Genomic DNA, 15,544 nt, shown 5'->3' with positions numbered 1-15,544 from the left:
CCTGCGGTCGGCGTTTACTCGTCGAGCGCGATCAGGCGCTCGACCGCATCCTGAAGCCGCTCGTCGGCCTCGGCCGCCGCCACCAGGTCGTTCGCCGCGTAGGCCGCTTCGCGGTCCTGCAGCGCCTGCTGGGCGTCGGCGAGCGCGGCCGCGAAGTCGTCCGCGGGCACGGCCGGGTCGGTCGGCTCGGCCGGCTCCTCGGGCTCGACAGGAGCCTCCGGGTCGACGGGATCGACGATCGGGTCGACCGGCTCGACGCCGCCGTCGCCCGCGTCGGCACCGGAGTCGCCGTCGAAGAGCGCGTCGAGCGCGAGGTCGAGGGTGTCCTCGAAGGCGATCTCGTCGCCGAACGAGACGAGCACCTTGCGCAGCAGCGGGTAGCTGGTCTCACCCGTCGACTGCACGTACACCGGCTGCACGTAGAGCAGACCGCCCGCGACGGGCAGCGTCAGCAGGTTGCCGCGGCGCACCGTCGTCGACCCGCGCTCGAGCAGCGCGATCTGGTTCGCCACCTCGGTGTCGGAGTTGAACTGGTTCTGCACCTGCCCCGGCCCGGGGATCGTCGTCTGCCTCGGCAGGGTCAGCAGCGTGAGCTTGCCGTAGTCCTCACCCGGGTCGGCGTTGGCCGCCAGGTAGCCCGTGAGCACGTTGCGCTGATTCTCACCGGCAGCGCGCGGGATGAAGGTCGAGTACAGCGTGAAGCCCGGGTTCTCGCTGCCGGGTAGCTGCATCGTCAGGTAGTACGGCGGCTGCAGCGTGGGCGTGCCGGCGGTCGAGGTCGGGTCGTTCGGCGTGATCCACTCGTCGTCCGTCGAGAAGAACGATCCCGGGTCGGTCACGTGGTACGCGCCGAGGATGTTGCGCTGCACCTTGAACAGGTCCGCGGGGTAGCGCACGTGGTCGAGCAGGGCGTCGCCCATCTCGCTCATCGGCTCGAGCGTCGAGGGGAAGATCTTCTGCCACGTCTCGAGGATCGGGTCCTCGTCGTCCCACGCGTAGAGCGTCACCGATCCGTCGTAGGCGTCGACCGTGGCCTTCACCGAGTTGCGGATGTAGTTGATGTCGTCGACGGGCAGCGTCGGGGTGGGCGTGTACGTGTCGGCGACGGCGGCCGAGAGGGCCACCGAGGTCGAGTACGGGTAGTTCGACGAGGTCGTGTAGCCGTCGATGATCCACTGGATGCGGCCGTCGACGATCGCCGGGTACGGGTCGCTGTCGAGCGTCAGGTACGGGGCGACCTTCTGGACGCGGTCGAGCGGGTTGCGGTCGTAGAGGATCTGCGACTCGTCGAAGACGGCGTTCGACAGGAAGATGTCGGTCGACTGGAACTTCAGCGAGTAGAGCAGCTTCTTGAAGGGGCCGTCGAGCGTGGGGCCGCCCTCGCCGGTGAAGGTGTAGGTGGCGTTGCCCGCCGCATCGGCGTCATCGCCCTCCTCCGCCGGGAAGTCGAGCTCGAGCTCGTCGCCGCCCTCGGGGCCGCCGACGATGGAGTACTCGGGCGACTGCTCGCCGAAGTACACGCGGGGCTCGTACTCGCCGAGCTCCTCGGTGAGGCCGCCGCGCACGGGGATGCCCTGCTCGAGGAACAGCGGCTGGCCGTCGGCGCTGCGCTGGTTGCCGTAGGCCGCGACGACGCCGTAGCCGTGCGTGAAGACGATGGTGTTGTTGAACCAGTTCTGCGAGGTCTGGCCGGCGGCGTCGAGCTCGCGCACCGAGATCACCGTGTCGGTGGTCTCGCCGTCGATCTCGTAGCGGTCGACGTCGAGGTACTCGGGGAACTGGTAGTACTGCCGGAACTGCTCGAGCTGCGAGAACGCGTCGGTGACGAGCGCCGGGTCGAGGATGCGGATGTTCGCGGTGGTCTCCGCGTCCTCGCGCAGGGCGCCCGCGGTCGCGTCGGTCTCGGCCGCGTAGTCGATCTCCTCGACCCCGGCGACGCCGTAGGCGTCACGGGTGGCGTCGATGTTGCGCTGGATGAACTCGGCCTCGGCCGAGCGCTGGTTGGGCACGACCTGGAACTGCTGGACGAGCGAGGGGTAGACGCTGCCGATGAGCAGGCCGCTGACGATGAGCAGCGCGGTGCCGACGATCGGCAGGCGCCAGCGCCCGATGACCGCCGTGATGATGAAGAGGATCGCGACGAGCGCGGCGATGCCGGCGAGGATCGCCCGGCCCGGGATGGTCGCGTTGGCCTCGGTGAAGCCGGCGCCGGCGGGCAGGAAGCCCACGCTCGACTGGCTCAGCACCGCGTACTGGTCGAGCCAGATCGAGACGGCCTGCAGCGCGAGGTAGATGGCCGCGGTGACGGCGAACTGGACGCGCGCGGTGCGCGAGATGCGCACCTCGCGGCCCATGAAGCGCACGGCGCCGTAGAGGTAGCTGGCGGCGACCGCGGCGAGCGCCGAGAGCAGAACAGCGGCGGAGGCGAAGGCGACGATGCTGCGCCAGAAGGGCAGCTCGTAGACGAAGAACGAGATGTCGAGGCCGAACTGCGGGTCGACCTGGCCGAACGAGGTGCGGTTCCACCACTGCAGCACGACGGGCCACAGGCTGGCCGAGGCGACGCCGGCGAAGAGGCCGAGCACGGCCGGGATGCCCAGCATGGCCACGCGGCGCAGCGGCTCGACGACCTCCTGGTAGCGGTCGAGCTGCGACGAGAGCTTCGCGTAGACGGGCCGCAGGCGGTAGGCGATCTGCAGGCTCACGAAGACGGGCACGAACATCGCGACGAAGCCGAGCACGAACATGCCCGCGGTGGCGATCCACTGCGTCGTGAGCACGGGGAGGTAGCCGAGCTGATCGAACCAGAGCACGTCGGTGTAGAAGCCCGCGAACACGAAGAACAGCACGACCACGGCTCCGAGGATCGATGCGGAGATCGCGAGGGTCGCTCGCTGCTTGTTCGCAGGGGGCGGCGGGGCGGTGGCAGTCACGGCAGGGGGCTCCCGGGGTTGGGGGATGAACCGTGCCAGCTTACGGGGGTCAGCTTGGGGGATGCTCAGCCGCAGCGCGGCAGCGAGGCCGGGTCGTCCCCGTCCGCCAGCGACTGCAGCGCGAGCACGGCCTCGTCGAGGGTCGCGACGGCGATCACGTCGAGACCGTCGGGGATCGCCCCCACCACCTCGTCGCAGTTGCCGCGCGGCGAGAGGAACACCGTCGCCCCCGCATCCTGGGCGCCGTACATCTTCTGCACGATGCCGCCGATCGGCCCGACGCTGCCGTCGGCCGCGATCGTGCCGGTGCCAGCGACCTCGGCGCCGCCCGCCAGCGACCCGGGCGTCAGCTTGTCGATGATGCCCAGCGCGAACATCATGCCGGCGCTCGGACCGCCGACGTTCTCGAGCTCGATCTCGACCTCGAACGGGAACTCGTACTCCCCCGCCACGAGGATGCCGACGACGGGAACCCGGTTCTCGCCCTCGCTGAACTCGGGGACGATCTCGACGGTCTCGCTCCGGCCCTCGCGCTCGATGCCGATGACCGCGGGCTCGGAGGTGCCGTTCGCGGCGATCGCGGCGCGCAGCGCCGTGACATCCCGCAGCTCCTCGCCGTTGACGGAGATGATGCGGTCGTCGGCCTCGAGGACGCCCTCGGCCCGGCCGCCCTCCGTCGTCTCGACGACGATGAGGGTGCTCTCATAGGGCTCGCCGAGGGTGCGGAGGGCGGCGGCGACGGCCTCCTGCTGCGAGTTCTCCATCTCGACGCGGCTCTGCTCGCGGCGGTCCTCGGTGCTGACGCCCGCGGGGAAGACGGTGTCGGCCGGCACGACCGACTGCTGCGGGTCGAGCCAGGCGGCGCCGACCTCGAACCACGAGGGCAGGCGGTCGGGGTTGCCGGCGACGGTGACGGTGAGCAGGCTCAGCGAGCCCTCCGTGTCGTAGGTCGGCTCGGTCGGGATGGTGATGAGGGGGACGTCCTCGCCGTCGACGGGGACGGAGCCGAGGGTGTCGAAGACGGGACCGGGCCGTTCGATGACGTACGGCGAGGGCAGCAGCGCGAGCGCGACGAGCCCGAAGACGGTGACGCCGAGCAGGAGCCAGCCGGCCCGACCGCCGCGGCGCTGATCGCGGCCGTCGTCGGTCTCGGTGCTGTCGGTGAAAAGCGACACCGCTCTCCTCGTGGGTCAGAAGGCTCCGGATGGGAGGAAGGTACGAGCGCCGCGCAGAGGGCGCTGCAACCGGGTCGCGCCGCCGGGCGGAGGACCGGCCGTCAGCCTACGGCGAAACCGGGTACCGGCCCGAGGGCGCCGCACTAGCGTAGGGAGCATGGCTGAGGATCCCCTCGGCGGAGCCGGCGACGAGTTCCGCGAAATGATGCGTAGATTCCTGGCGGGCGAGGGCGACATGGATCCCTCGAAGCTCGCCGGGGCCGCAGGACTGCCCACCGACCCCGCGATGCTCGCCCGACTCATGGGGCAGCTGCAGCAGGCGATGAACGCCGCCGGCGACGGCGACGGCGTCGACTGGCGCCTCGCGAAGGAGGAGTCGGGGCGCATCGCCGCGACGGGCGCGGTCGCCTCGACCCCCGCCGAGCTCGAGGCCCTGCGGCAGGCGCTGCACGTCGCCGCCCTCTGGCTCGACGAGGCCACCTCGATCACGCAGCTGACGGCCGAGCCCTCGCTGCTGACCCGCGCCGACTGGGCGCGGCAGACGATGCCGGTGTGGACCCAGCTCGCCGAGCCCGTCGCCCTCTCCATCGCCGACGCCCTCACCGGCGCGCTCGACGGCCAGGTGCCGGAGGAGATGAAGGCGATGCTCGGCGACGCGACCCGCGTCATGCGCTCGCTCGGCGGCACCCTCTTCTCGCTGCAGCTCGGCCACGTCGTCGGCCAGCTCTCGGCCGAGGTCGTCTCCGGCGGCGACATCGGCATCCCGCTGCTGCCCGGGCGCGACGAGCACGACGTGCAGGCCGCGCTGCTGCCGCAGAACGTGGCCGCCTTCGGGCAGGGCCTCGACATCCCCGCCGATCAGGTGCAGCTCTACCTCGCGGTGCGCGAGCTCGCGCACGCGCGACTGTTCCGGCACGCGCGCTGGCTGCGGCTGCACCTCATCAGCGCCATCACCGACTACGCCCGCGGCATCACCATCGACATGGACAGGATGGAGTCGCTCGCCGCCGACCTCGACCCCTCGAACCCCGAGAGCCTGCGCGAGGCGCTCACGAGCGGCGCGCTCATCCCGCCGAAGTCGGAGGCGCAGCTCGCCGCCCTCGCCCGCCTCGAGACGACCCTCGCGCTCATCGAGGGCTGGGTCGACGTCGTCACCGCCGACGCGACCTCGCGCCTGCCGAAGGCCGACGCCGTCGCCGAGACCGTGCGCCGCCGTCGCGCCGCGAGCGGGCCCGCCGAGTCGGCCTTCGCGACCCTCGTGGGCCTCGAGCTTCGCCCGCGCCGCCTGCGCGAGGCCGCCGCGTTCTGGCGCACCGTGACCGACGCTGTCGGCGCCGCCTCCCGGGACGAGCTGTGGGCGCACCCGGACCTGCTGCCCGGCGCGGAGGACATCGAGGACCCGGCGCGCGTCATCGCCTCGCTGCGCTCGGGCCCGGTCGACGACGAGGCCTTCGACCAGGCGCTCAGCGCGCTGCTCGACGGCGACGGCGAGCGCCCCGTCGAGGGTGCCCCGGGCGAGGAGCCGCAGGAGCCCGGCGGCGGCACGGAGCCCGGACCGGACGAGCCCGAGCAGCCGGGGCCGCGCGCGCGCTGACCGCGCGGCCCGGCGACGGGCGCTGTGCACAACCCTCGCGCGATGGGCCGGTCGCGCCGATCATGTGCGCCATGATCCTGCGCCTCGACCCCCGCCGCGCCATCGTGTGGCGCTCCCCCGACAGCCTGCAGATCGGCGTCGACCCCGCGCTCGTCGTGCTCGACGCCGTCTCCGACGGGGATGCGCGGCTCGTCGCCGCCCTCGAGACCGGCGTCACGCGGGCCGGGCTCGGGGTGCTCGCGCACGCCGCGCAGATGGCCGACGACGAGGTCGAGCGCCTGCTCGCCCGGCTCGCCCCCGCCCTGACCCGCGCCCCGGACGAGGCTGCGCCGCCCGCACGGGTGGCGGTCGTGGGGTCGTCGGACTCGGCGGCGCGCATCGCGCGCGTGCTGGCGGAGGCGGGGCATCCCGTCGTCGTCGCCGCGGCCGGCGACCGGCTCGACGAGGAGGCCGTCGACGCGGCCGTGCTCGTGAGCACCCACGTGATCGATCCGCTCGAGCACCAGCGCTGGCTGCGCCGCGACGTGCGTCACCTCGCCGTCGTCATCGGCGAGGCCTCGGCGACGGTCGGGCCCCTCGTCGTGCCCGGCGCGACCGCGTGCCTCGCCTGCGTCGAGCAGGCCCGCACGGAGGAGGACGCCGCGTGGCCGGCTCTCGCGAGCCAGCTCTGGGGCCGCCCCGCCGCGGCCGACGCGCCCCTCCTCGCCGCGGAGGCCGGCGCCGCCGTCGTGCGCATGCTCGGCGGAGCCGGCGGGCGCAGCCTGCGCATCGCGGCCGACGACGGCGCTCGGGTCGAACGGGAGTGGCGGCCCTCCCCGCGCTGCGGGTGCCGCGGGCTGGAGCTGGTGGCGGCGCCACCGGCCGGGCCTGCGCCGGCGACCGCGCCGGCGGCGGAGGAGCCGGCCGGCACCGCGCCGCGCACGCCCGACTCGACGCCCGACGACCTCAGTCGCGCAGTGCCGATCGCCGGTTGAGCCCGGCGCCCGCGGCGATCGCCCCGGAGCCCGCGGCCGATCCCGGCGGGCGGATCTCGTCGAGGAACCGGCTGGCCGAGCGCTCGGCCCGGGCCTGCATCGGTCGCTGCGCCCACGAGAGCTCGAGCACGCGGCGGGCGCGCGTGACGCCCACGTAGAACAGCCGGCGCTCCTCGTCGATCGCCTCGAGCCCCTTCGCGAAGCTGATCGGCACGAGCCCCTCGCTGAGGCCGACGATGTGCACGACGTCCCACTCCAGGCCCTTCGCCGCGTGCAGCGTCGAGAGGGTCACGGCCGAGCGGGTCGGCTCGTGCTGGGCCTGCACCCGGCGCTGCAGCTCGCGCACGAAGTCGGCGAGCGTCGTGCCCGCGGGCGCCTCCTCGGCGAGACCGAGCAGCGCGGTCAGGCTGTCCCACCGGGCGCGCTCGGCGCCGGAGCCCTCGGGGGCGTCCTGCTGCCAGCCGAGCCCGCGCAGCACGTCGCTCACGCTCTTGAACAGGGGCTCCTCGCCGCCGCCGACGGAGGCGGCACCGGCGATCGAGGCGCCGCGCAGCAGCATGATCGCCTGCTTGACCTCCGGCTGGTCGAAGAAGCGGCTGTTCGCGCGCGTCTGCACGGGGATGCCCGCGCGCCGCAGCGCCGCCTCGATCGCGATCGACTGCGTGTTGATGCGGTACAGCACGGCGATCGACTCGGGCGGCGTGCCGTCGGCGATGCGGCGCGCGATCGACTGCGCGAGCGCGGCCGACTCGGCGGCGTCGTCGGCGTGCCGGCTCACCGTGGGCGTGGCACCCGCGGCGGCGGCCTCCCCCGCGGCGCGCAGCGTGAGCGCCCCGGGGCGGCCGCGCATGAGGCGGTTGGCGAGGGCGACGATCTCGCCCGTCGAGCGGTAGTTCTCCTCCAGGCGCACGACCTCGGCGTCGGGGTACTCGGCGCCGAAGCGCACGAGGTAGTCGCTCGAGGCGCCCGCGAACGAGTAGATGGTCTGCGAGGCGTCGCCGACCACGCAGAGCTCGCGCCGCCCTCCGAGCCAGAGCGTCAGCAGGTCGTGCTGCAGGGGCGAGACGTCCTGGTACTCGTCGACGACGAAGAAGCGGTACTGCTCGCGCACCTGCTCGGCCACGCGCGGCTCGGATTCGAGCATCCCGGCCGTCACCAGGAGGACGTCCTCGAAGTCGATCTGCCGGCGCTCGTCCTTCAGCTGCTCGTACCGGCGGTGCAGCTCGACCATCTGGCCGACGTCGAGCTTCGCGGGCATCGTGCGGCTCTCGGCGGCCCTCGCGTACTGCGTCATGCTCATGCGGCTGACCTTGCGCCACTCGATCTCGGCGGCCGCATCGCGCAGGGCGGCGGTGTCGACGGTGAGCTTCATGCTCGCGGCGGCCTGGCCGAGCAGGCGCGCCTTGCCGTCGAGGATGCTCGGCGCGCTGCCGCCGACGACGATGGGCCAGAAGTAGTGCAGCTGGCGCAGCGCCGCCGAGTGGAAGGTGCGCGCCGCGACGCCCTCCGCCCCGAGAGCCCGCAGCCGGCCGGCGAGCTCGCCCGCCGCCCGCGTCGTGAACGTCAGCGCCATGACCCGCGAGGGGTCGTACGAGCCCGTCGCCACGCCGTAGGCGATGCGGTGCGTGATGGCCCGGGTCTTGCCGGTGCCGGCGCCGGCGAGCACGCAGACGGGGCCGAGCAGGCTCTCGGCGACCGTGCGCTGCTGCTCGTCGAGCGCGGCGAGGAGACGATCGGCGTCGCTCATGCCTCGAGCGGCCCCCCGAACCAGTCCTCGATGATGGCGCGCGCGATCGAGGTGCGGCCGGGCAGCACGATCGTGTCGAGCTGGCTCTGCAGCTCGTCGCGGCTGAACCAGCGCAGATCGAGGATCTCGTCGCCGTCGGGGCGCAGTTCGGCGGCGACCGCGGGGTCGAGCGTCGCGCGGAACCCGAGCATGAGCGAGGCGGGGAACGGCCACGGCTGCGAGCCCACGTAGACGGGGTCGACGACGCGCAGCCCCGACTCCTCGGCGACCTCGCGGGCGACGGCGGCCTCGAGCGACTCCCCCGGCTCGACGAAGCCGGCGAGCAGCGAGAAGCGGTTCGACTCCCAGGCGGCGTTGCTGCCGAGCACGAGCCGATCGCGCTCGTCGGTGACGCCGACGATGATCGCCGCATCGGTGCGCGGGAACATCTCGCGCCCGGTCTCGACGTCGACGCGCACCCAGCCGGCGCGGCCGGGCGTCGTCGCATTGCCCGTGCGGGGCGAGAACCGGTGGCTGGCGTGCCAGTTCGCGATCGCGAGCGACTCGACGGCGAGTCCCGCATCGCGGTCGCTCAGCTGGTGGCCGAGGGTGCGCGGGTTGCCCCAGCGGGAGACGTCGAGCGCCATCCGCTCGCCGGCCTCGTCATCGAGCACGGCGGCCACGATCGCCGACCCGGCCGGCAGGTCGGCATCGTCGTCGGTGGTGCGCCCGAGGTAGATGCGCAGGGCATCCATCGGCACCGAATCGAGCGGCAGCAGAGCGAGGGCGGGATGCTCGGCCGCGGTCAGCAGCACCTCGCCGCGCCACACGGGCAGCACCCGCGAGGTCGGCTCGGCCGCGAGCTCGGCGAAGAGGTCGGGCCGCACCCGCGCGGTGTCGTCGCGGTCGATGCGGTACCGCGAGAGGGGCAGTCGAGCGGTGATCGAACGGTGCATCATGACCCCATCTGCGGCGGCGGAAGCGCGTGGCGGACGGCCCTCGCGAGCAGCGCGCCGCCTACCCTGTCGGTATGGCCAGGACCCCTCTCACTCTAGCCGCGCTCGCCACGGCGGCCGTTCCCGGCCTCGACGTCACGACCGCGGTGCGGCTCGGTTCGAGCAGCGGCGGCGTGGACTCGGCGCTGCTGGCGACGCGCGACGGCCGCAGCCTGGTCGTGCGCGCGCCGCGCACCGCCGCGGCCGAGTCGGAGCAGTCCGCCGACATGGTGGCCCTGCGCGCGCTCAGCGACGGCGTGCGCGGCCGCCTTCCCTTCGCCGCCCCGCGGCTGCTCGGTCAGGCCCCCGCGGGCGGCACGCGCGCCGTGGTGCACGAGTTCGTCGACGGCGACCCCGTCTCGCTCGCCCGCGTCACCCCGGGGCTCGCGGCCTCGATCGGGCAGGCGATCGCGGCGATCCACGCCCTGCCGACGAGCGTCGTCGCCGACGTCGGCCTGCCGCAGCTGCGCGCCGTCGACGTCGTGCGCGAGAGCACCTCGACCCTCGACCGCGCCGTCAGCACCGGGCTCGTGCCCGCGGGCCTGCAGCGCCGCTGGGAGCTCGCCGTCGAGGACACCACGCTCTGGCAGTTCACGCCCACCGTCATCAACGGGGCGCTCGCCGCCTCCTCGTTCCTCGCCATCGCCGAGACGGTGACGGGCGTGCTCGGCTGGAGCCGGCTGCAGGTGGCCGACCCCGCGCGCGACCTGTTCTGGCTGCTCGGCGCCCCCGACGCCGCCGTGCCCGACGCGGCCTTCGACGCGTACCACCAGGCCCGCGGCGTGCACGACAAGCAGCTGGGCCGCCGGGCGGTCTTCGCCGCCGAGCTCGAGGTCGCCCGCTGGCTGCTGCACGGCACCGCGAGCCGCAGCCAGGAGATCATCGACGACGCCGTCGGCATGCTGCACGCCCTGCTCGACCGCGTGCACACCGACATGACCGCCTCGCTCGCCGCCGAGCCCGTGCGGCCGTCGACCCTCACCGACGCGCACGACCTCGCGGGCCTGCGCAGCGCGGGCGGGCTCGACCTGCAGCCGGTCGGCGCGGCATCGCCCGCCTCGCCCAGCCGCCCCGGCTCGGGCGACGACGTCGCCACGCCGCCCACGCCGCGCGACTAGCGCGGGGTCGGGAGCGAGCGCGCCGCCGCGCGGCTATCGCGACGTGCGGGCGGCCTCGACCAGGCCGGTCAGCAGCCGGGCGTCCTCGGGCGATTCCTCCGGGTGCCACTGCACGGCGACGCCGAAGCGCATGCCGGCGACCTCGACGGCCTGCACCACGCCGTCGTCGCCGCGCGCGGTGATCGCGAGCCCGGGCGGCACGCGGTCGGCGGCCTGGTGGTGGTAGCTCTTCACGGTCGCGCTCGCGCCGAGCATCCCGGCGACGAGGCTGCCCGCCTCGATGAGCACGGGGTTGTCGGCGAAGGTCGCGTCGCCGTTGCTGTACCGGCTCGAGCCGATCACGTCGGGAAGGTGCTGCACGAGGGTGCCGCCGAGGGCGACGACGAGCACCTGCAGGCCGCGGCAGATGCCGAGCAGGGGCAGGTCGCGCTCGATCGCCGCGCGCACGAGCGCGATCTCCCAGGCGTCGCGATCGGGGCGCGGGGCGTCGTTCTCGGGATGCGCGGCCTGGCCGTAGAGCGCCGCATCGACGTCCTTGCCGCCGGTGATGACGAGCCCGTCGATGGCGTCGAGCACCGCGGCGACCGCCGCAGGGGTCGGCGGCTGCGGGGGCAGCCCGACCGGCACGCCGCCCGCGGCGAGCACGGCGTCGGTGTAGACGCGCGGCAGGACGACGGCGGGGCGGTCCCAGAGGCCCATCGCCGCGGGCTCGAGGTAGGTGCTGAGCCCGATGACGGGCGGCCTGCTCACGCCTCGCCCGCCCGGCCCGCTCGGCCCGCGAGCTGCCGCGAGATGAGCGCCCGGCCGCGGTGCACCTGCCGCACGAGCTCGGCCTGGCGGATGCCGAGCTCCTGCGAGACGTCGGAGTAGGTGCGCTTCTCGAGCAGGATGCCGCCCATGCCCATGCGCAGCTCGGGCGGCAGGGCGACGATCGCCTGGATGAGCTCGTCGCGGCTCAGCGCGGCGATCGCGGCGTCGTCGATGGGCTGCGCCGCGGTGACGTCCAGGTCGAATTCGTCGTCTCGCATGGTGTCCTCTCTCCGGGGCCGGATGGCCGACGGCAACGCTACCGGCGCGGTCAGGACGCGAAGTCCTTGACGAGCTGCTCGCTGCGGCGCGCCCCGGTGCGGGCGACGACGAAGCCGACGACGAGCAGCACGAAGGGAAGCAGCACGAGCAGCCAGCCGAGGCCGTTGAGCTGCCAGGCGCTCTCGGGCAGCGAGGGGTCGACGCCCTCGGGCGCGGTGCCGGCGAGCAGGTTGAAGCGCGACATGAGCAGGTAGAGCCCGACGCCGAGCGCGAGGATCGACAGCGCCGGGGCGATCTTCGTGGACCAGACCGTGCCGCCCTCGTGCGACAGGAAGTACCGGATGACGGCGATGCTGACGAGGATCTCGACGAGCACGATGGCGATGACCGTCACCGAGCTCATCCACGAGAACAGGTTCGCGAAGGGGTCGAGGCCCGCGACGGCGAAGACGATCATCACGACGAGCGCGATCACCGAGGTGATGGCGACGCCGATGATCGGGGCGCCCGCCGCGTTGGTGCGGGCGACCGCGGCGGGCAGGACGCCGCCGCGCCCGAGCGCGAAGAAGTAGCGGCTCGCCGCGTTCTGGAACGCGAGCAGGCCCGCGAAGAGGCTCGTGATGACGAGGATGCCCATCGCGACGGTCAGCCAGCCGCCGACGTACTGCTCGGTGAGGCCGAAGAGCACCCCGGCGGGGTCGGCCAGGCCGCCCGAGAGCTCGATGACCCGGTCGGCCACCTGCGAGGCGCCCATGCCGGTGACCATCGCGAAGGAGACGATGGCGAACAGCACGCTGATGACGACGATCGAGATGTAGGTCGCGATCGGCACGGTGCGCTTCGGGTCCTTCGCCTCCTCGCCGTAGATCGCGGTGGCCTCGAAGCCGATGAAGCTCGCGAAGGCGAAGGCCAGGGCGATGCCCGCGGTGCCGGCGAAGCCGCCCGCGAAGACCTGGTCGGGCGAGAAGGAGGCGCCGAGCATCCACCCCTCGGGGCCGCCGTTCGCGAGCATGGCGATCGCCGCGACGAGCAGCACGATCACCTCGAGCACGAGCATGACGCCGAGCACCTTCGCGCCCACGTCGACGCTCAGCAGCGAGAGGCCGCTGACGATCACCCAGACGAGGATCGACCAGACCCACCAGGGCAGATCGAGGCCGAGGCCGGCGGCGAAGCCCGAGGCGACGACGCCGAAGAAGCCGTAGATGGCGAGCTGGATGGTGAGGTACGCGAGGAGGGCGGCGAAGGCCGCCGCGACGCCGGCGCGCACGCCGAGCCCCTTGCCGACGTAGGCGAAGAAGGCGCCGGAGTTCGTCATCTGCCGGCTCATGGTGGCGTAGCCGACGGAGAACAGCAGCAGGGTGAGCCCGACGGCGAGGTAGGCGCCCGGCACGGCGGCCCCGGTGCCGAGCAGCATCGCCACGGGCACGGCGCCCGTGATGCCGATGAGCGGGGCCGAGGCGGCGACGACGAAGAAGACGATGCCGAGCACGCCGAGGCGGCCGGGGCGGAGGGCGGAGTCGCGGTCGGCGGGGGCGGTGCCGGCGGCAGGGGCGGGGTGGGTCATGGTCCGGAACTCCTCATTGAGCGGGACGATCGTTCGGGTCAAAACGAAGTGGCTCAAGAGTGGAGGACGCGCCTGCCCCCGTCAAGCATCCCGAGGATGCGGAATTCCGCTCAGCAGATTCCGCCGCCGCCCTATCGTTTGTTCCCGAATGAGTTGCTAGCCTGGCGCCCATGGCAGACCTCCGCGGTTTCATGGCCCCGCAGACCCCGACCGGCACGAGCGCGATCGTGCCCGACATGCCCTGGTACTACTCGGGGACGCTCCTCACCGCCGAGTACCGCACCGACCCCGAGAAGGTCGCGGCGCTGCTGCCGCAGGGCGTCGAGCTCGCCGAGGAGGACCCGGGCGCCGTCGCCCTCATCTGGGCCGACTGGCAGTCGTGCTCGACGGGCGGGGCCGAGCTGCTCGACCCGCAGCGCTCGCAGTACCTGGAGACCTTCGCCGTCGTGCGGTGCCGCTACGAAGGCGTCACCTACACCCGCTGCGTCGCCATCTGGGTGACGAAGGACTTCGCGATCGGCCGCGGCTGGTTCCAGGGCTACCCGAAGAAGCTCGGCTCGATGGCCGTGACCCGCGTGTTCTCCGTCGGCAAGGCCTCCCCCCGCCTCGCGCCGGGCGCGAAGCTCGGCGCCTCGCTCGCGGCCTACGACCACCGCCTCGCCTCGCTCGTCGTCACGCTGCGCGAGCCGAGCGAGACGAACGGCTTCGTCAACGGCCACCCCATGCTGCATTCGCGGTGGATGCCCTCCATCACCCCCGGCGCCGGCAACAGCCTCGACCAGCTCATCACCATGAGCACGACCGATGCCGAGATCGGCGAGACCTGGGTCGGCGACGCCGAGCTCGTGCTCGCCGACTCGCCCTGGGACGAGCTCGGGTCGATCCTGCCGGTGCGCGAGCACATCGCGGCGTACTACCGGGAGGTCGGGGTGACGTTCAACGGCGGCAGCCTCGTCGCCGATCGGTCGGACCCCTCGGTCTGAGGCGGCCCGGCCGGCAGCGGCCGGCCGAGCGGCCCTCTCCGGCCTACAGGTCGAGGAAGTACTCCTCGACCTCCCACGAGGTGACCTCGCGGGTCTCGGGGTCGGCCACCGACTCGGTGTAGCGCGCCACCTCGTCGCGCTTGAGCACCTCGAAGACCTCGACGAGCGGGCCGCCGAGCATCTCGCACAGCACGGCGTCGTCGTGCAGGGCATCCAGCGCCGCCCCCAGCGTCATGGGCAGCACCGCCCCGCCCTCGTCGCCGTAGGCGAGCCCCTGGACGGGCTCGGCCGGCTCGCGCTTCGTGCGGATGCCGTCGAGCCCGGCGGCGAGGACGGCCGCGGTCAGCAGGTACGGATTGGCGGAGCCGTCGCCGAGACGGATCTCGAGGCGGGTGCCCTCGCCGCGCTCGGGCGGGATGCGCACGAGGGCGCTGCGGTTGTCGAAGCCCCAGTTGGCGCGGTACGGCGCGAGGGTGTCGGGACCGAGGCGCTTGAAGGCGTTGATCGTCGGGTTGCAGAGGGCGGTGAGCGCGGCCGCGTGGTGCACGATGCCGCCGATCATGTGCCGGGCGAGCTCGGTGAGCGATCCGTCGCCCTCGTGCATGAGGGTGCGACCCTCGGCGTCGACGACCGAGAAGTGCAGATGGAAGCCGCTGCCGCCCTCCTCCGTCCACGGCTTGCCGAGGAAGGTGGCGTGCCGGCCCGTGCGGGCGACGACGTCCTTCACCGCGGTCTTCAGCAGCAGGGTGCGGTCGGCCGCGTCGAGGGCCTCGCCGTGCCAGAAGTTGATCTCGTACTGGCTGGCGCTGAACTCGTGGTTGCCGGCGAACACGCCGATGCGCATCCGGTCGAGCATGCGCAGCAGGTGCAGGAAGGTGCCGTGCGGATCGACGGTGGCGCCCGAGGTGTAGACGCGGCCGGGCTGCTGGATCGCCTGCTGATAGCCCGGGGCGCTGCCCTCGCGGGCCTCCGCGATGAAGAACTCGAGCTCGGGGCCGACGATCGGGGTCAGCCCGAGGGCGTCGTACTCGCCGACGATGCGCTCGAGCAGGGTGCGCGGCGCGAAGGCGTTGGGGGTCATGTCGGGGTTCGCGGCGCCCGCGACGGCGTAGGCGACGCCGGGTTCCCACGGCATGGGGCGCCATGAGCCCGGCACGATCTGCGAGATGAAGTCCTCGAGCCCGTCGGTCAGCACCGAGCCGCCGTCGAGCACGTCGCCGTGGGTCGTCGTGACCCACACCCCCTGGCAGAAGGCGGGGCCGCCGTGGCTGACGCGGCCGAGCTCGCTCACGAGCATGTCCTTCGCGCGGGTGGTGCCGAGGATGTCGGCGTAGATGACCCGCAGCACGTCGATGCCGGCCTCGGTCAGCTCGGTCTGAAGGTGCAGAAGGCTTCGTTCCATGGTCCACTCCCTTGTGGCACTCGTGGCGGACGATCCGATCGTTCGGCC

Annotated in this window: 12 protein-coding genes; 4 read left to right on the top strand and 8 right to left on the bottom strand. The window is 73.2% G+C overall.

The annotated features are described in order from the left end of the window. Window positions 1–14 precede the first annotated feature (14 nt). Together HGB54_RS03875 and HGB54_RS03870 are read right to left on the bottom strand one after the other, a co-directional pair. Window positions 15–2,933, bottom strand: coding sequence for a UPF0182 family membrane protein (locus tag HGB54_RS03875; RefSeq protein ID WP_228545926.1), 2,919 nt, complete (start codon window positions 2,931–2,933; stop codon window positions 15–17). 65 nt (window positions 2,934–2,998) lie between these two features. Beyond that, on the bottom strand, window positions 2,999–4,108 hold the full coding sequence (locus HGB54_RS03870) for a YlbL family protein (RefSeq protein ID WP_168915287.1): 1,110 nt from the start codon (window positions 4,106–4,108) through the stop codon (window positions 2,999–3,001). 157 nt (window positions 4,109–4,265) lie between these two features. Here HGB54_RS03870 and HGB54_RS03865 point away from each other — a divergent pair, with 157 nt between their 5' ends. Together HGB54_RS03865 and HGB54_RS03860 are read left to right on the top strand one after the other, a co-directional pair. Beyond that, window positions 4,266–5,702, top strand: coding sequence for a zinc-dependent metalloprotease (locus HGB54_RS03865; protein ID WP_168915286.1), 1,437 nt, complete (start codon window positions 4,266–4,268; stop codon window positions 5,700–5,702). A 71-nt stretch (window positions 5,703–5,773) separates the two neighbouring features. Continuing rightward, window positions 5,774–6,676 carry a hypothetical protein gene (locus HGB54_RS03860; RefSeq protein ID WP_168915285.1) on the top strand — a complete coding sequence of 301 codons (903 nt, stop codon included), beginning with the start codon at window positions 5,774–5,776 and terminating at the stop codon, window positions 6,674–6,676. Here the strand turns inward: HGB54_RS03860 and HGB54_RS03855 are convergent. After that, complete coding sequence (locus HGB54_RS03855; protein WP_168915284.1) at window positions 6,648–8,423, bottom strand: ATP-dependent helicase; 1,776 nt, start codon at window positions 8,421–8,423, stop codon at window positions 6,648–6,650. The two genes, HGB54_RS03860 and HGB54_RS03855, sit on opposite strands and share 29 nt — an antisense overlap. Then, window positions 8,420–9,361, bottom strand: coding sequence for an NAD(+) diphosphatase (gene nudC, locus HGB54_RS03850; protein ID WP_323740682.1), 942 nt, complete (start codon window positions 9,359–9,361; stop codon window positions 8,420–8,422). Before nudC ends, HGB54_RS03855 begins: the two co-directional genes overlap by 4 nt. A gap of 71 nt (window positions 9,362–9,432) precedes the next feature. Between nudC and HGB54_RS03845 the strand changes: the two genes are divergently transcribed. Further along, a complete protein-coding gene (locus HGB54_RS03845; RefSeq protein ID WP_168915283.1) occupies window positions 9,433–10,515 on the top strand; it encodes a phosphotransferase in 1,083 nt (360 codons plus the stop codon). A gap of 33 nt (window positions 10,516–10,548) precedes the next feature. Here the strand turns inward: HGB54_RS03845 and HGB54_RS03840 are convergent, their stop codons facing one another. Genes HGB54_RS03840 through HGB54_RS03830 form a run of 3 tightly spaced genes read right to left on the bottom strand, consistent with a single transcriptional unit; the run spans window position 10,549 to window position 13,111 of the window. Continuing rightward, the gene (locus HGB54_RS03840) at window positions 10,549–11,265 is read right to left on the bottom strand and encodes a gamma-glutamyl-gamma-aminobutyrate hydrolase family protein (protein ID WP_228545925.1); all 717 of its coding nucleotides are present in this window, start codon (window positions 11,263–11,265) and stop codon (window positions 10,549–10,551) included. Beyond that, window positions 11,262–11,543, bottom strand: a complete 282-nt coding sequence (locus HGB54_RS03835) for a hypothetical protein (protein ID WP_168915282.1) — start codon at window positions 11,541–11,543, stop codon at window positions 11,262–11,264. The genes HGB54_RS03840 and HGB54_RS03835 overlap by 4 nt, the downstream gene beginning before the upstream one ends. Window positions 11,544–11,593: 50 nt before the next feature. Next, a complete protein-coding gene (locus tag HGB54_RS03830) occupies window positions 11,594–13,111 on the bottom strand; it encodes an APC family permease (protein ID WP_168915281.1) in 1,518 nt (505 codons plus the stop codon). Between the two features lie 170 nt (window positions 13,112–13,281). Between HGB54_RS03830 and HGB54_RS03825 the strand changes: the two genes are divergently transcribed. Next, window positions 13,282–14,094: an acetoacetate decarboxylase family protein gene (locus tag HGB54_RS03825; RefSeq protein ID WP_168915280.1), complete on the top strand. Its 813-nt coding sequence runs from the start codon at window positions 13,282–13,284 to the stop codon at window positions 14,092–14,094. A 43-nt stretch (window positions 14,095–14,137) separates the two neighbouring features. Here the strand turns inward: HGB54_RS03825 and HGB54_RS03820 are convergent, their stop codons facing one another. Further along, window positions 14,138–15,496, bottom strand: coding sequence for a glutamine synthetase family protein (locus tag HGB54_RS03820; RefSeq protein ID WP_168915279.1), 1,359 nt, complete (start codon window positions 15,494–15,496; stop codon window positions 14,138–14,140). Window positions 15,497–15,544: the final 48 nt, after the last annotated feature.

It is taken from the genome of Microcella flavibacter (assembly GCF_012530535.1).
GTDB classification, from domain to species: Bacteria; Actinomycetota; Actinomycetes; order Actinomycetales; family Microbacteriaceae; genus Microcella; species Microcella flavibacter.
Note: the sequence above shows the minus strand (reverse complement) of the source record. Positions and strands in the feature narration are given on the sequence as shown.